Genomic DNA, 16,339 nt, shown 5'->3' with positions numbered 1-16,339 from the left:
AATTAGAATTTTACATTAAGAGTCATACCAATGGTACGTGCAGAAGGGGTTTGAGCATACTCCAAACCTTGTTGTCCCACATTTACACCAAATGCTGTTTCTGGATCAATATGTGGTGCTTTTCTGTATAATAATGCTAAGTTTCTTGCGGTCACTCCAATGTCTATAGATTGTACCGCCATATTTTTGAACAGTCTGGAAGGAAGCGCATAACTTAAGGACAATTCTCTCCATTTTACGAAAGAAGCATCGAAAACAGAAGATTCTGCAATATTCTGACTGAAAGCGGTACTGTAGTAGTTTTGGGCATTTACTACCACATTGTTGGGTACATAGTTGCCATTTCCGTCTTCCATACTACCTTGTCCTATAACACCAGTCTCTCTACCTACAAGGGTTTCTTCCAAAACACCGGAAAGCATGCCCCATGTATTGGTTTGTGAGTAAACTTCACCACCATACTTCATATCAAAAAGAGTACGCAGTCTAAAGCCTTTAAAGGAAGCGTTTATCCCTAGACCCCCAACCCAATCGGGCTGTGAATTTCCTAATACTTTGGAGTCTCCTTGAACTGGTAGACCATCACTATATAAAATATCTCCATTGGGTGCTCTTTCGAATGAGGGCCCGTAAATGGTACCAATGGGTTTGTCATTTCTTGCTTGGGTATAGACATTCCAAATATTTCCATAGTCTAGATTTATAACGCCCTCACCCTCAATATCGGTTACCAAGTTGTCGTTTTTAGCGTAGTTTATGTCTATACCTAAATTAAAGCCATCATTAGAATTCTGTATTATGTCTGCGCCGAAAACTACTTCTATACCTTTATTTGTAATTGTCGCTGCATTTTTCCATACACTTGAATATCCTGATGAACTGGAAATAGACAAGGGCATGATGACATCTTCATTTTTCTTGTCATAATAGGTAACATCCAACCGAAGTCTATTGTTGAAAAAACGTGCATCTATACCAGCTTCTATAGCTGTTTCTGTTTGAGCAGTAATGTTTGGATTCCATAGAGTGTTAGGCAGGAAGGCTGTTGGTGTTTGACCATTTAGCGGGTTTGCCGATAAGCCATAAGTAGGGCTTACGCTGTATGGGTTCAGAGGGCCCGCACTTCCAGTTTGTGCCCATGACCCCCTTAGTTTCAAGAAAGATATACCGGAAGGGTTAAAGTTACCCATGCTATGCACCAAGGAACTCAAGGATGCCGAAGGATAAAAAATACTGTTGTTTTTAATGGGTAGAACACTGGCCCAATCGTTACGTCCAGTAAAGCTTAAAAATAAATAATCGTTATAGCTTATGTCTGTTGTGCCAAAAACACTGTTTATTTTTTGGACTTCACTGTCGTCTATAAGTTCTGGTGGGGCGGCCGAATTCGAAAGATTGAATAATTTGTCAATCACCAGATTTTCAGCAGTACCTCTAAACAACCTGTAGTTGTTTAACATTACACTGCTTCCCAAACTCATTGATAGTTTGAGTTTTTCTTTTGTGTCAAGTGCAGTGTTATAGGATAACAACGCTTGACTATTTACCTCGTACCTGTTTCTTTCGGTTATTTGATAGTATCCATTTCTGAAGTCAACAGTACCAAACAAGCGTTGAGTTTCTCTTATATCATTGAACAAGTCAATTCCCGTGGTCATATTAAGGGTTAGCCCTTCTGTAAAATGGTATGCGACTTTTGCTGTTCCAATCCATCTGTTTCTTTCCCAAGGATGTAGATTGTTATCCAAGGCCCAAAATGGGTTGTTGTTATATCTCAAGTTCCAGTTTAAAGGTGTTGGTCTATTGGGAACATTGGTCTCTATCATGGGCAGGTTTCTCCAATCCTTTAATTCAGACCAATCCACTTGACGTGCTCCCCAAACTAATTGTCCTATTTGATTGTCGACTTCCCCATAACCAACTGCATTACGGTTTTCAGAAGTGCTTTTGATATACCTAGCGCTAAAACCAGCTGACCATTTATCACTCAAGTCAAAGTCAACACTACCAGAAATATTATATTTTCTAAGATCAGTATTGTATATGATGCCAGTGCCATCTACTAAACCTAAAGACAACCTATAAGAGGCATTCTCGGAACCTCCTGAAAGAGATACGGTATTGTCGGTCATCATACCTGTTTCATAGAAATCGTCGATAACGCTGTCAGGATTGGAAACCCAAGGTTTAGGTTGTGGATTGTTGGGGTTCTGTATGATTGATGAATACTGGATAAACTCAAAACCAGAATCTAATGCAGGCCCCCAACTTTCATCGGTGCCCCCATCACCTCCATTGGCTCCTTGGTCATATCCAAAACCATCAACAAATTCAAAATATGTTGAACTATGTCCCTGTCCATATTTGTTTTGGTAATCAGGAAAAATGTAGGGCTTTGAAAATGTTACTGAACTATGAATATTTATACCTAAAGCTTTTCCTTTTTTACCTGATTTGGTCGTGACGACTACAACGCCATTGGTGCCCCTCATTCCATAAAGTGCTGTGGCGGCCCCTCCTTTTAACACATTGATGGTTTCAATATCTTGAGGATTAATGTCGGCGAGACCATTGGGAACGTCCGTGCCTGAGTTACCTCCCGTATAAGTGTTGTTGTCAATAACAGCTCCATCGACTACAATCAATGGTTGAGAGTTTCCAAAAATGGTGGAAATACCGCGAATGGTTATACGAGAGGAAGCACCGATGTCACCCGAAGATTGAGTGATGTTTACCCCAGAAACCTTACCACTTAGTGCATTGACCACATTGGTAGTAGGAACATCCGCTATCTTTTCGGTATCAAGTTGTTGGGAAGCATATCCAAGTGCTTTCTCCTCCCTAGCAATCCCCAACGCCGTAACAACCACCTCTTCCAAGGCCTGGGCATCTTCTTCCATTTGTACATTGATGGTGGAAGAAGCACCTATGGTTCTTTCCACGGTTTTTTGGCCGATGTAGCTAAAACGAAGTACTTGTCCAGTACTCGCAGTAATGGAATAGTTTCCATCAAAATCGGTTTGTGTGCCATTTGATGTACCAACGGCCATAATAGATACGCCCGGAAGCGGTAGGCCATCTTGGTCGGTAACTGTACCGGAAACATTCTTTTCTTGTGCAAGTGCTGCTGTGAGAACACAGAAAAACAACACTAGCATCATCCAATAATTTTTCATTATCATAAAAATTAATTTAGAGTTAGTTATTGCATCCAAGCAAGGGGAGGGTAAATCTTGTTTGTAGGCTAATTCAAAAAATCTTCCGAAACAATGAAAACTAAAAATTCGGTAAGAAGTAAGACTTAGAGCCTCCACCTTGTGGATTGCAGCACAAAAAAAATGAAAGTGGCAGCGTAGATTGTAAGCGCTTATTAACCTTTACGCATTTGCCGAAGAAGATTAACATTAACAGTTGGAGGTTTTTAATCATTAAAATTCCCCTGAGTCTCTGCCTCGAGTGTAGCGTACAGATATGGTCACTGTATACTGCAATGGAATATCAATAGACTCCAGTATTGGTTTTTGTGGCGAAGGGGTCTTGCCTGTCGGTCGCAGGTGGGCTTCCGATATCCGGTACGTCGACAAAGCTAGCTTCTGCGCTGAGGTAGTTCATTTGATTATGCAGCCTTTTGGATAAATTCTTTTGGTGTAATATGGGTTATCTTTTTAAAGGCTTTGTAAAATGAAACCCGATTGTTAAAGCCACATTGGTATGCGATATCCGAAATGGATTCGGATGAATCTTCAAAACCTGAGCATAGTTTATTTTTTGCTTCTTCAATTCTATAGGCATTTATAAAATCATAGAAGCTCATGTTAAAATTTTCATTGATGACTTGCGAGGCATGATGTCTTGATATGTTAAGTAGGTCCGCTATAGTGTCCAGCTTAATTTCGTGTTGTAGATAGAGCTTTTCAGTATCCATTAAATGTTCCAATTTGCTCTTCAATTCTAAAGAAAATGTCTCGGAAAGCCCTGTTTTTTCATATTTTACGTTTTTTTGGTCTTGAGAAATGTTGGACTGCTTTTGTCCTTTTAAAATATCTGGACACTTAATGAGCAGATAGATTAGAATGCCATATAGAAGCAAAGGGATGAATAGGGCATATAAGAGTAAGTCGTTCAATTTGTAATCAGGTTGTATCCAACTATATAAGGATAAGACAGTGTTATAGGAGAATAAGAACAAAAAAAGTATCAATAGGTTGTTCTTATTGAAATATATTCTCTTTTTAGATAGTAAAACAAATGACATTAGGAGTCCAGAAACAATAAAAAATAATAATACATTTTCCCAAAAAAGTGACATAATACCTTTCTTTTTGGGAAGATTTTTTAAGCTAGCCTAAGTCTTCTTTCTGCAAGGTGCGAAAAAAGAAAGATATATTGATGGTGTAATTGATGAATGCCCCATCTGGATTCATCAATGGGTAGTTTTCATGGATTGTGCTACATCTGATCAATCCTTAAATAATGCAATTGTATAATCAAGAAGACCGCCATCCCCATAATTTCCATGACCGGGAACAATGATGGAGGTATTGGGATATTTGGACTTTATTTTGGAAACTGTTTTGGGCCACTCCATAACATTGGCATCTTCCAAATTACCTTTTCCGGCACCAATGGATTTAATCAGACAGCCACCAAACATAATCTTTTCACTAGGGAAGTACCCAATAATGTTGTCGTTGGTATGTCCGGCACCCATAAAATCGAGAACTACTTTTTTGCTCCCCACTCGTAACTCTGTAAAATCAGCGAATCCGTTTTGGGGAATCTCCGCTTCTTTTCCAGCAAGGAGCCTTATGGTTTCCTGGTTGGCATACGATGGAATACCCCTTTCATGAAAGGTTTTCAAGCCACCAACACAATCATCATGAAAATGGGTGGCAACAATAGCTTTTACAGTAATATCCTGTGTGTCCAACCAATCAATCAGTTCCTTGGAAACCATGTTGTTGGTGGGAGTGTCAAATACAATGGCCTCTCCATTGTTCACTACGATCATGCCATTACAAGCTACCCTGCCAAAACTCTCGGTTTCTAGAAAAGAGGTGTGCTGGTACGTATGTTCCGTAACCATTCCTATCTCTAAAGAATCCGTTTTGTAGGCCATTTGTTTTTCTTTTGTTTTGCATGAAAGAACAAGAAGAACAATCAGTAAAGAAAATAGGTTTTTTTGCATGTGGAAGATAGTTAAAGCATCATTTTGGAAAAAGGAATTACAGTTTCGTACCCTTTGTGTTTAAAATAGGAAATCGTTTTTTCATCACCAGTGGCCAAAACAAAATCTCCGCCCCAGGCGCCAAGGCTTTTTACCATTCCAAAATAGTCTGGAAAAAGGCGTTGCTTTACGGGTTCTATATTCAAAACATTGGAAAGCAAAGCTTCATGTTCCTCCATTAAACCCTCAAAACCGGCCAAAGTGGGTGCATTTTTCATTTTTTGGGTAATGCTGGAAATACTTTTTATGAGTTGGGGCTTATCAAATTGTTGCTCCCTGTACTTGGCAATAGCTTCTTTGCTGTTCTGTTTTTGGTTGAGGTGTACAAAGAAAAGGGAGTCCTTAAAAATGGGATTAAAATTGATTTCTTCAACATTGGGCACTCCATCTTTTATCTGATAAGTTATGGGTGAATTGTGTTGGGCACAGGCAATATCGTAACCACTTCCGCCAAAGGCATTCCACAAGAGCTGATACGCATCAACCCGAGCCCATTGTGCCAAGTTGTTAATAAGGGTCGAGGATGTTCCCAGCCCCCAGGATTTTGGAAAAGTAAGGTGCGTTTCTATCTGGAATCCATCACCATCGGTTAACAGCAATGGATTTTGTGCATTAGCTTCCAAAAGAAGGGTTGCCAATGTTTTGGCCATCGCTTCGTCCGAAGTAGAAACGACTTTTAAATTAGCAAGATCAAACTTTGCAGAGAACCAAATTTTATCGTTTTCATCCAAACTGGTCCACTCTAAAAAGCCAGATGTTGTTGGAGTTACATGGAATGATTGCCCATAGCTGGTGGGAATGGCCAGTCCCAAGGCACCATCCAAAATAGCATATTCTCCTGACAGTAATAATTTGCCGTTGCTGTAAAACTCCTTCTCCATTATTATTTCGATTTAATTTTTTCCAAGGCTTCCTTTACCGAGGCATTCGTCACCATGTGACTTTTGAAATATTCCACAAGTTGTTTTTTTTCATTTTCGGTGGCTCCCATCTGGTTGAGCATATTGAGCAAATGCATTTTCATGTGCCCTTTTTGGATGCCCGTAGTAACCAAACTGCGGACAGCGGCAAAATTTTGGGCCAATCCGGCTACGGCAACAATCTGCATCAATTCTTTTGCTGTAGGATTTTGAAGAATTTCCAATGCAAGCTTCACCAAAGGATGCAAAGTGGTCAGACCACCTACTGTCCCAAGAGCCAAAGGAACCTCAATCCAAAACTTGAAAATACCATCTTCAATTTTGGCGTACGTTAAGCTTGAATACCGCCCATCCTTTGCGGCGTAAGCGTGCACGCCTGCCTCAACTGCCCTAAAATCGTTCCCAGTAGCCAAAACTACGGCATCAATTCCGTTCATAATGCCTTTATTGTGCGTTACGGCCCTATACGGCTCAGCTTTGGCAATGTTAACGGCCTGTACAAATTTTTCAGCAAACTGCTCAGCGGGCATGTCACTATTGCCCAAATCAGAGATTGGACAACTAACTTCTGCCTTTACCAAACAATTGGGTACGTAGTTGGATAAAATACTCATCACTACCTCAATGTTTTTTTCCTCCTCCGTAAAAGCTTCAAAAGAAATGGCTTGTTCCTTTAAAGTTTTGGCAAATTGCTCCAAACACGAATTGATGAAGTTTGCACCCATGGCATCCAAAGTCTCAAAAGTGCAATGGAGTTGGTGGTACCCTTCAATTTCATTGCTCAAATCCCTTAGTTCAATATTGTTGATGCCTCCCCCCCGTTTTTCCATACTTTGGGTGATGGAGGAAACACTTTTAAGCAATTTTGGCTTCAACAAAGTGAAAAAATCGGATAGTTTTTTTTTGTCCCCTTTATAAATAAAGTGTACTTGCCCCACTTTTTCCGTTCCAAGGATTTCCGTTTTAAAACCTCCGCGTTCCAACCAAAACTTGGCAGCTTTACTGGCTGCGGCAACTACTGAGCTTTCCTCAATGGCCATGGGAATGGCCAAATAATCTCCATTGATCAAAAAATTGGGAGCAATGGCAAAAGGCAAATAGTAATTGGAAATGGTGTTTTCTATAAATTCATCGTGCAACTTCTGCACTTTTTGGTCACTGTTCCAATATTGTTCCAACAACTGTCGGGTATTTTCAGGGTCTTTGGTACAATTGGTGGCTATCCAATCTATTTTTTTGGCTTTGGATAGTTTGGAAAATCCTTCAACGGGAGTATTCATAGAGCTGGATTAAAGCATTCAAATATACGGATATTGACCGTTTAGGTGGGGCTAACAACAATTTTGAAAGGCCAGCGGTTGTTCAAAGGTTAAAATTTGTTGCAAACGCAACATCAAAATTTATTTTTCCGATAAATATTAGTAAACTTGGAAGTTTTTAATCAATTTTTCACTTCATGAACAAACAGTCTTTTCTATTCCTATTTCTTTTAGGAGTTTTGACTTTTACCACGGCACAAAAGAAAAAAATAACCCTTGAAGAGATTTGGGGAGGAGAATTCAGGACAGAACACATGGACGTCCTTCGGTCCATGGACAACGGCACACAATACACCATTTTAAACACCGCTCGTTCCCCGCGTTCCAGTAGTTTGGATAAATATGACTACGAAACCTTGGAAAAGGTGGAAACCATTGTGGCCTCTTCCGATGCCATTCCTTATTTTTCATCCTACACCTTTAGCGATGATGAATCCAAAGTGCTTTTGGCCACTGAAGTAGAGCCCATTTTTAGACATTCTCGTTTGGGAATTTATTATGTGTACGACATCGCCTCCAAAGAATTGGCAAAAATTTCCGAGACCAAAATCCAAGAACCCATACTTTCTCCCGATGGCAGCAAAGTGGCCTATGTGCTGGACAATAACCTGTATATTTTGGATTTGACGGCCAATACCACCAAGCAAGTAACTACAGATGGCAGCAAAGGAACCATTATTAATGGGGTGACCGATTGGGTATACGAAGAGGAGTTTGCCTTTGTACGGGCCTTTGAATGGAATAGCGACGGAACCAAAATTGCATTCCTTCGATTTGATGAAACCGAAGTTCCACATTTTTCGATGGATGTCTACGGAAAAGATTTATACCCCTATCAACATGAATTTAAATACCCCAAAGCAGGGGAAAAGAACTCCATAGTTACTTTGCATATGTACGATGTGGCTTCGGGCAATATTGCAGATGTCGATTTGAATGATCCATACTACATTCCGAGAATCAAATGGATGCACAATCCAAATGATTTGAGTGTTCAGACCTTGAACAGGCATCAGAACGATTTGAAGCTCTACGTCGTAAATGCAAAAGATAATTCAGTATCCATTTTATTGGAAGAAACGGATGAAGCCTACGTGGATATTGATGATGACCTAACTTTTTTGGATGATGATAGTTTTATATGGACAAGCGAGACAGACGGTTTCAATCACCTCTATCTATACGGAAGAGATGGTAAACTAAAAAATCAAATAACCGAAGGCCCATGGGAAGTGACCCGTTACTATGGCTATGATGAAAAGCATGACCGTATTTTTTATCAGTCGGTAGAAAATGGTTCCATCAACAGGGGAGTGTATAGCATTTCCACCAAAGGGAAACGTAAAAAGGCGCTTTCCACAGAAGAGGGGACAAACTCAGCGGCTTTCAGTAGTGACTTTACCTACTATATCAACACTTTTTCAAGTGCAAGCACACCATACAAATTTACATTGCACAAAGCATCCGATGGTAAATTGCTCAAGGAGATCAAGGACAATTCAGCTCTGCTGAACAAATTGGAAGGGTACGAGATTGCCCCCAAAGCGTTTTCCACCATAAACATAAACGGGTACGACCTCAATATGTACATGATCAAACCTGCCGATTTTGATCCTAACAAAAAATATCCCTTGTTTATGTTCCAATACAGCGGTCCGGGTTCGCAACAAGTGGCCAACCGATGGATGGGCAGCAATGACTATTGGCATCAACTTTTAGCATCTCAAGGCTATATTGTGGCCTGTGTAGATGGAAGGGGAACTGGTCTGAAAGGGCGTGATTTTAAAAAATTGACCCAAAAAGAGTTGGGAAAATATGAGGTGGAAGATCAGATTGCCGCAGCCCAAAAATTGAGCGATCGCTCTTATATTGATAAAAGCAGAACAGGAATATGGGGATGGAGCTACGGTGGTTTTATGTCCACCAACTGTTTGCTAAAAGGCAACGATACTTTTGAAATGGCCATTGCCGTGGCACCCGTGACCTCATGGCGTTTTTATGACACCATTTACACTGAACGTTACATGCAGACGCCACAAGAAAACCCTACGGGGTATGATGATAACTCACCGTTCAATTATCCAGAATTGTTAAAAGGTAACTATTTGTTGGTGCATGGCTCGGGTGACGACAATGTGCACGTGCAGAACACTATGCGAATGATCGAGGCATTGGTGCAGGCCAACAAGCAGTTCGATTGGGCCATTTACCCCGATAAAAACCACGGTATTTATGGTGGCAATACCCGATTGCACCTTTATACAAAAATGACCAACTTCATTAAGGAAAACTTATAATCAAATAATAAATTTATGTCAGCAGTAACCAAACCAGCCCACAAAAGAGAGTTATTTGGCCATCCGGTAGGATTGTACGTATTGTTCTTCACCGAAATGTGGGAACGATTTTCCTACTACGGAATGCGCGCCCTCCTTACCCTGTACATGACGGCCGAAACTTTGGACAGTAACCCACAAAGTGGATTGGGGTGGACAACCACCGAAGCCTTGGCGCTTTATGGATGGTACACCATGTTGGTCTACGTAATGAGCATTCCCGGGGGCTTTTTGGCCGATAGGTATCTGGGACAGAAAAAAGCAGTGACCATCGGAGCCATTCTCTTGACCATTGGGCATGGGGTTTTGGCAATTGATGATTTATGGGCCTATTATACAGGACTGGGTTTTGTAATCTTAGGTGTTGGGATGTTAAAACCTAACATTTCAACCATGGTTGGTGGCTTGTATAAGCAAAACGATATTAGACGGGATAAAGGCTTTAGTATATTTTATGTAGGAATAAATCTCGGATCATTTCTTGCTTCCATTACCGTTGGTATAGTTGCCGCGGTCTATGGTTGGCATTATGGCTTTGGTCTTGCCGGTATAGGAATGTTCGTTGGGTTATTGGTGTACCTGTACGGGCACAGATTTTTGGTACATGTTGGCAACGAGCCCACAATGGAAGAAAAGGCATCTGATGTAAGCTTGGGACAATTGTTTGCGCAGTTGCTCAAATCTCCCCTGCAATTAGCTATTGTGGCCGTTTTATTGGCCTACTCCGTTTACGCAGGATTTACCTACGAAGGGCCGGATAACTGGGGGTATGGGGTGCTTTATATTTTCCTATCGCTCATTACCGGAATTATGATGATGATTTACAAAAACTTGAACGGTAAAGTAGAAAAAGACAGATATGTGGTACTGCTCATTTCACTTTTGATGGTGATTGTTTTTTGGGGAAGCTTTGAACAGATGGGAGGCCTCATGAACCTATATGCTCAAGAAAAAACGAACAGAATGTTTTTGGGCTGGGAAGTTCCAGCCGCATGGTTTCAGGCTGCAAATGCAGGCTTTATCATACTTTTTGCCGTAGCGGTGGCCAATTTCTGGGCAAAAAGAAAATTAAAAGGTAAGGAAGCCACCTCCTTGTTTAAAATGGCAGTTGGTGTAATTATTATGGGAGTAGGATTCATTTATATGGTTTTTGCATCATTACAATATGAAAGTTCAGGCTCTTCGGCAATGTACTGGTTGGTATTAACGTATCTCTTTCATACTATTGGAGAATTGTGCCTGTCACCTGTTTCACTGTCATTCTTTACAAAACTGGCACCGGCCAGGTATATGGCCTTGATGATGGGAGTGTATTGGGCGGCTACCGGTCTGGGGAACAAAGTAGCAGGTATAGTTGGAGAAAGTTCGGTTCAAGCAGGTGAACAGAAAGTTTTCGGAGGACTGTTCATTTTTGCCGTACTTTTTGGAACACTGGTACTACTTCTCATAAAACCGTTAAAACGATTGACGCATGGAGCGGAAGACAAAGAAACCATAGTCTCCGTTGAGGATGAGGTTGAAACCATTGAAAGGGGTTAATCTTTCTGCAAACTAAAAACATAAAATCCCTTTTCACCCGTGTAGTGGAAAGGGATTTCCTTTTGTCTACAGGTTTGTTTCCATTTTTTGATCAAGCTCGGGTAATTGCTTCCGTCCGCAAATATTTTTTTGGGTTCGATGGAGTCCAGAACCCGCTCTAGATTAATTTCCGTTGACTGGGTAAGCAGCAGGTAGTCCAAATGCCCTTCCAAAGGAAGGATGGCCAAGCTGTCCAAAACAAATAATTTTTTCTGGCCGATTTGATAGCTATTTCTGAGTTGAACCATGTCCAATTTTTGAATCCGCTCCGCCACGGCATAATCAGAACCAATGTTCCCAATATTGGTGCTATCGGAAGCAATTATAGAAAGAGAATCCCCCAATTGATGTAATAAAACCGTATTTCTGGAACGGTGAGCAAGTATGACGACTTCTTTCTGATTTACTTGAAACAGGTTCCAGATAATCCAACCTTGAAAAGCTAGTACTCCTCCAAAGAGTACCAAAGCAGTTTTCCATTTGGGTTTGGATAAGAAAACTACCAAAACAATGATGATGAGGTAACCCAAGATCAATTGAATCGAATCAAAAGGAATATTTTTTATAATAAAACCTTCTTGATGGGCAACCCAGCCCACTATGGAATTCATCATTTTAATGACCCAATTGAAACTGTCGACCAAAAATGCGGGCAAAAAATCCATCAAAGCCAATGCAATGACTAAAATTCCTAGACCCAAAATCAAACCTAAAAAAGGAATGATAAGTAGGTTGGAAATAAAGAAAAGTGCCGGAAATTGGTGAAAATAGAACAAACTAATGGGCAGTACACCCAATTGGGCTGCAGCGCTTACCGATAGCAATTGCCATGTTTTACGGATGATGAAATTATCGGGAAACCAAAATTTTTGCAATTTGGGGTAAATCCAAACAATGGCAAACACCGCGGCGTAACTCATTTGAAACCCCACCTGAAACAAAAACAAGGGTTTTACCAATAATATAAACAACATGGAAAGCGCTATAATGTTGAATGAATTGGCGGGTCGGTTAAGGTAAAGCGCGTAGGCCACAAAAGAGAACATGGTAACGGCACGGACTATGGATGGCGAAAGTCCCGCCACAAATGCATAACCCCAAAGTAGGAGGACAACCAATAGGAGTTTAAGGGTTTTACCTTTAGGTAAACGTGCCAACGGCGATAAAAAGAACTCCAATAATAATAGTATAATGCCCACATGTAGCCCGGATACTGCCAAAATATGAACGGCTCCTGCATTGGTGTAATTGTTGTATGTGTTTTCCGAAATATCGTCGCGCTTACCCAATAGGAGTGCTTGGATTACGCCCAATTCTTCTTCTCCGAAGTTTTCCTTTTTCAATTTAGAAATGATGGATTCCCTAAAGTTTGAAGCAAGTCCAAACAAAGTTTTAGAAGAATTTTCTTTTTTTACAATAGAAGGGAAATTGGTCCTTATTTGGTGTTGAATCCCCTGTTTTTGCAGATAATTGCTATAATCAAATTGGTGAGGATTTAAAGGGGGCCGAATACCTTCTGGTTTGTCATAGATCAAAAACTCATCATCTACCTGTAATTCTTTTAAAGTGGAATCCACCGAAAGACTGAAAAGCAGTTTTCCCGAGGCGGTATCCCCATCCGCAGAAACAATTTTTGCAATGTACCGATGTGAATAAGTATTGGGCTTGAGTACCTCTCTTATTTTTAAGTGCCAGATTCTTTCTTGCCCTAAATTTAGTTTGGCATAGTGGTAGGGCATACCTTTAGATGTAGAAACACCTACAATAAAAACACCCAAGCATATCGTTATGAACGAAGTCAGCAACTCAAAATACGGGAACCCTTCTCTTTGTTGTTTTTTGCTGACCCAGTAAAGCACTGGCAGCAAAACAAACATTGCAATAAGGGGCAGGAGTGGAGCAACTTCAAAATAAAAACCGACAACAATGCCCAAAATAACACACAGCGTGAGTTTTATGGACACAAAATTAAGTTGGCGCACTTTACAGGATACGCATGGCCTTTACAAAAGCGCTGTTCCAGTACCCCTCCCGTAACGAGGATACCAGCACACCCCTTGAGGTTGTGGCATGGATAAATTTAATGTCGTTGCCATCCACATCCACTACCAAACCAACATGGTTGATACGCCTTCCGGTTTTACTGGTCTTAAAAAAGAGCAAATCCCCTTTTTCTACATTGTTTACCCGAATTTTTTGTCCTTCCATGGCCATTTGGTAGGAAGTTCGTGGGAACATAATGTCGTTTTCTTTTAAGGAAACATAGACCAATCCAGAGCAATCCATGCCCCTTTTGGTAGTTCCCCCGTATTTGTAACGGGTTCCCGAAAAATTCAATGCGGTGGAAATGATTTCATTGGCCTTAGTATTTTTTCGTCTCTCTTTTTTGCGTTCCCTTTTGGGTTCTTCTTTAGGGATAGTGTCGGTAGTGGACCCCTCTACCGTAACGGTTCGGGTCTTGCTGTAGGTACGTCGTTTTTTACCGGGACCGCAAGCGGTAATAGCAAAAAACAATAGTAAGATTATGGTTTTTCGAAACATCCAAGAATAGATTTACTTTCTTGGAAGATAAAACTACACATTTTCCACGATTAATTGCGCTGCCAATTGACTGGCACCTTTTCCGCCCAATTTTTCTTTCAGCAATGTATAGTCGGATAACATACGCTCCCGTTCGGCCCCATCTACGATTTTGGAAAGTTCTGTCTTAAGATTTTTTGTTGTCAGATCATTTTGAATCAACTCCTTAACAACTTCTCTTTTCATGATCAAGTTCACCAAGGAAATGTAGTCCAAAGTAATGATTCGCTTTGCAATTTGATAAGAAATCCAATTTCCTTTGTAGCACACCACTTGAGGGATGCCAAAAAGAGCGGTTTCCAAAGTTGCGGTTCCGCTTGTGACCATTGCAGCATGGGAATGCTTTAAAAGCGTATAAGTTTTGTTGGAAACGTATTCCACTTTGTCGCCTTTAAGAAATGGGGTGTAAAATTCATCGGGAAGGCTGGGAGCACCTGCAATCACAAATTGATACGATGGAAAATCCTTTTTTACGGAAAGCATTACTTCCAACATTTTTTGTACTTCTTGTTTTCTGCTTCCAGGGAGCAATGCTATTATGGGTTTATCAGAATCAAGTCCGTTCTCTTTTCGGAATGTTTCATTATCCTGGAGCGACGTGTTTTCTATGGCATCAATTAAAGGATGACCAACAAACTGTACTGGGTAACCGTGTTTTTTTTCGTAAAAATCTTTTTCAAAAGGAAGGATTACGTACATATGGTCAATGTCCCGCTTAATTTTTTTGATTCTACTTTCTCTTGATGCCCAGATTTGTGGAGAAATGTAATAATTGGTCTTGAAACCATGTTCCTTGGCCCACTTGGCAATCCTAAGATTGAATCCTGAAAAATCAATAAAAATAATCTGGTCTGGATTGAACTTTTGAATATCTTCTTTACAATATGAAATGTTTTTGAAGATGGTAGGAATGTTCATGAGTACTTCCAAAAAACCCATAAAGGCCATATCCTTGTAATGTTTGGCCAAATCGCCGCCAGCTTGTTGCATCAAGTCGCCGCCCCAGCAACGAATCGCTGCGGAGGGGTCCTCTTTCTTTAGGGCCTTTATCAAATTGGACCCGTGCAGGTCCCCCGATGCTTCACCAGCTATAATGTAGTATTTCATTGATAAGTTCAAGTATCAAGTTCAAGTATCAAGTTCAAAAGTTTTTAGTGAAACCAGTTAATCTTGAACTTGTTCTTATGTTTGAGTTTTAGACTTTTAAGCCATCACTTTGTACATTAGGATAACCAGGGCCGTTACCAAGGTCGCCAACATAACGCCTTTAGCCCTTTGGTCCCTTTTAATCCGTAAAAACCCGAAAAATGCCACCAAGTTCAAAATAGCCCCTAATGCCAATAAACTGCCAATGTGCCCTTGATCAATAGCTGCATTAAAGGTTTCAACGATGCCCAAATCGGAAAACATGAGAATGTAAAGCAAAGTTCCAAAGGTGTTTGCAATAATTCCTACGATAAATCCTATGATGATTTCTTTCTTATTGTTCATTTAAGTTCCAGTTGTTTATTTGTGGTATGGCGTGGTGTGCCGTAAGGTCGAACTGGGTGGGCACTACCGAAATGTAGCCTTGTGCCAAGGCCCATTCGTCCGTGTCCTCGCCCTTGTCCAAAAGTTCAAATTCTCCCGTTAACCAATAATAATCCTTTCCAGAAGGACTAGTTCTTTTGTCAAATTCCTCTTTCCAATTACCGCGTGCCTGCCTGCATATTCGTATTCCTTTGGGTGCTGATTTCGTTTTTGGAATATTGACGTTTAAGACAGTTCCCTTTGGAATTCCATTGGTCAACGCTTCGGAAACAATTTTTTTGATGGAACCCAAAGCGGGTTCAAAATTAGCATCCCAAGAATAATCGCAGAGTGAAAACCCGATAGCTGGAATACCTTCGATGCCTGCCTCAATGGCTGCACTCATGGTTCCTGAGTAAATCACGTTTATGGAGGAATTGGAACCGTGGTTTATGCCACTCACACAAATGTCGGGTTTTCGGTCCAAAATTACCCGAAGCGCCAATTTTACACAATCCGCAGGGGTTCCGCTACAACTGTACTCGCTCGGCGCACCTTCTTTATGGTCCACGACAACTTTTTTGGAAAACAAGGTGCTGTCTACGGTAATGGCGTGTCCCATACCGCTTTGCGGACTGTCGGGAGCCACTACCACAACATCTCCAAGTTCTTTCATGGTGCGGATTAACGCCCTAAGTCCTGGAGCTGTAATTCCATCATCGTTGGTAACCAGAATAAGCGGTTTTTCCATCTTGGATAATTTATGCTATAAAAATACGTTTTTCAAAAGGATATGAAACCTTCAGCGTTTAACAAAAAATTAAATTGGGCAGAACAGACTGGCACGGTTTTTTCTGTATCTTAGGGAAT

12 protein-coding genes are annotated in these 16,339 nt (G+C 40.7%); 2 read left to right on the top strand and 10 right to left on the bottom strand.

Annotation, left to right across the window (positions count from 1 at the left end; genetic code table 11):
• Positions 1-2: 2 nt before the first annotated feature.
• From MURRU_RS04390 to MURRU_RS04370, 5 genes are all read right to left on the bottom strand, one after another.
• Positions 3-3,176, bottom strand: a complete 3,174-nt coding sequence (locus MURRU_RS04390; protein WP_014032215.1) for a SusC/RagA family TonB-linked outer membrane protein — start codon at positions 3,174-3,176, stop codon at positions 3-5.
• Between the two features lie 440 nt (positions 3,177-3,616).
• Positions 3,617-4,126, bottom strand: a complete 510-nt coding sequence (locus MURRU_RS17300; RefSeq protein ID WP_187289872.1) for a helix-turn-helix domain-containing protein — start codon at positions 4,124-4,126, stop codon at positions 3,617-3,619.
• 333 nt (positions 4,127-4,459) lie between these two features.
• Positions 4,460-5,188 carry a subclass B1 metallo-beta-lactamase gene (bla, locus tag MURRU_RS04380; protein ID WP_014032212.1) on the bottom strand — a complete coding sequence of 243 codons (729 nt, stop codon included), beginning with the start codon at positions 5,186-5,188 and terminating at the stop codon, positions 4,460-4,462.
• Between the two features lie 11 nt (positions 5,189-5,199).
• Positions 5,200-6,108: a GYDIA family GHMP kinase gene (locus MURRU_RS04375; protein WP_014032211.1), complete on the bottom strand. Its 909-nt coding sequence runs from the start codon at positions 6,106-6,108 to the stop codon at positions 5,200-5,202.
• A 2-nt stretch (positions 6,109-6,110) separates the two neighbouring features.
• Entirely contained in the window at positions 6,111-7,427 is a 1,317-nt protein-coding gene (locus MURRU_RS04370; protein ID WP_014032210.1) for a hydroxymethylglutaryl-CoA reductase, degradative, read from the bottom strand.
• Between the two features lie 176 nt (positions 7,428-7,603).
• On the opposite strand from MURRU_RS04370, the gene MURRU_RS04365 reads away from it, so the two are divergent.
• Together MURRU_RS04365 and MURRU_RS04360 are read left to right on the top strand one after the other, a co-directional pair.
• Positions 7,604-9,763, top strand: a complete 2,160-nt coding sequence (locus MURRU_RS04365) for a S9 family peptidase (protein WP_014032209.1) — start codon at positions 7,604-7,606, stop codon at positions 9,761-9,763.
• 15 nt (positions 9,764-9,778) lie between these two features.
• Positions 9,779-11,341: a peptide MFS transporter gene (locus MURRU_RS04360; RefSeq protein WP_014032208.1), complete on the top strand. Its 1,563-nt coding sequence runs from the start codon at positions 9,779-9,781 to the stop codon at positions 11,339-11,341.
• Here MURRU_RS04360 and MURRU_RS04355 read toward each other — a convergent pair.
• The 5 genes from MURRU_RS04355 to surE all read right to left on the bottom strand — a co-directional run bounded on the left by MURRU_RS04355 (position 11,338) and on the right by surE (position 16,220).
• On the bottom strand, positions 11,338-13,344 hold the full coding sequence (locus MURRU_RS04355) for a ComEC/Rec2 family competence protein (RefSeq protein WP_014032207.1): 2,007 nt from the start codon (positions 13,342-13,344) through the stop codon (positions 11,338-11,340). The two genes, MURRU_RS04360 and MURRU_RS04355, sit on opposite strands and share 4 nt — an antisense overlap.
• A 19-nt stretch (positions 13,345-13,363) precedes the next feature.
• Positions 13,364-13,921 (bottom strand): C40 family peptidase, encoded by a 558-nt coding sequence (locus tag MURRU_RS04350; RefSeq protein ID WP_014032206.1) that lies wholly within the window; start codon positions 13,919-13,921, stop codon positions 13,364-13,366.
• A 33-nt stretch (positions 13,922-13,954) separates the two neighbouring features.
• Positions 13,955-15,067, bottom strand: coding sequence for a lipid-A-disaccharide synthase (gene lpxB / locus MURRU_RS04345; RefSeq protein WP_014032205.1), 1,113 nt, complete (start codon positions 15,065-15,067; stop codon positions 13,955-13,957).
• A 96-nt stretch (positions 15,068-15,163) separates the two neighbouring features.
• Positions 15,164-15,451: a hypothetical protein gene (locus MURRU_RS04340; RefSeq protein WP_014032204.1), complete on the bottom strand. Its 288-nt coding sequence runs from the start codon at positions 15,449-15,451 to the stop codon at positions 15,164-15,166.
• Positions 15,441-16,220 carry a 5'/3'-nucleotidase SurE gene (surE, locus tag MURRU_RS04335; protein WP_014032203.1) on the bottom strand — a complete coding sequence of 260 codons (780 nt, stop codon included), beginning with the start codon at positions 16,218-16,220 and terminating at the stop codon, positions 15,441-15,443. Before surE ends, MURRU_RS04340 begins: the two co-directional genes overlap by 11 nt.
• Between the last annotated feature and the right edge of the window lie 119 nt (positions 16,221-16,339).

The organism is Allomuricauda ruestringensis DSM 13258, assembly GCF_000224085.1.
GTDB lineage: Bacteria > Bacteroidota > Bacteroidia > Flavobacteriales > Flavobacteriaceae > Flagellimonas > Flagellimonas ruestringensis.
Note: the sequence above shows the minus strand (reverse complement) of the source record. Positions and strands in the feature narration are given on the sequence as shown.

What these genes read in the sequence shown, in the direction of transcription:
- lpxB (WP_014032205.1), bottom strand. Translation starts at nt 15,067, where the DNA reads ATGAAATACTACATTATAGCTGGTGAAGCATCGGGGGACCTGCACGGG.
- MURRU_RS04340 (WP_014032204.1), bottom strand. Translation starts at nt 15,451, where the DNA reads ATGAACAATAAGAAAGAAATCATCATAGGATTTATCGTAGGAATTATT.
- MURRU_RS04365 (WP_014032209.1), top strand. Translation starts at nt 7,604, where the DNA reads ATGAACAAACAGTCTTTTCTATTCCTATTTCTTTTAGGAGTTTTGACT.
- MURRU_RS04370 (WP_014032210.1), bottom strand. Translation starts at nt 7,427, where the DNA reads ATGAATACTCCCGTTGAAGGATTTTCCAAACTATCCAAAGCCAAAAAA.
- bla (WP_014032212.1), bottom strand. Translation starts at nt 5,188, where the DNA reads ATGCAAAAAAACCTATTTTCTTTACTGATTGTTCTTCTTGTTCTTTCA.
- surE (WP_014032203.1), bottom strand. Translation starts at nt 16,220, where the DNA reads ATGGAAAAACCGCTTATTCTGGTTACCAACGATGATGGAATTACAGCT.
- MURRU_RS04350 (WP_014032206.1), bottom strand. Translation starts at nt 13,921, where the DNA reads ATGTTTCGAAAAACCATAATCTTACTATTGTTTTTTGCTATTACCGCT.
- MURRU_RS04360 (WP_014032208.1), top strand. Translation starts at nt 9,779, where the DNA reads ATGTCAGCAGTAACCAAACCAGCCCACAAAAGAGAGTTATTTGGCCAT.
- MURRU_RS04375 (WP_014032211.1), bottom strand. Translation starts at nt 6,108, where the DNA reads ATGGAGAAGGAGTTTTACAGCAACGGCAAATTATTACTGTCAGGAGAA.
- MURRU_RS04390 (WP_014032215.1), bottom strand. Translation starts at nt 3,176, where the DNA reads ATGAAAAATTATTGGATGATGCTAGTGTTGTTTTTCTGTGTTCTCACA.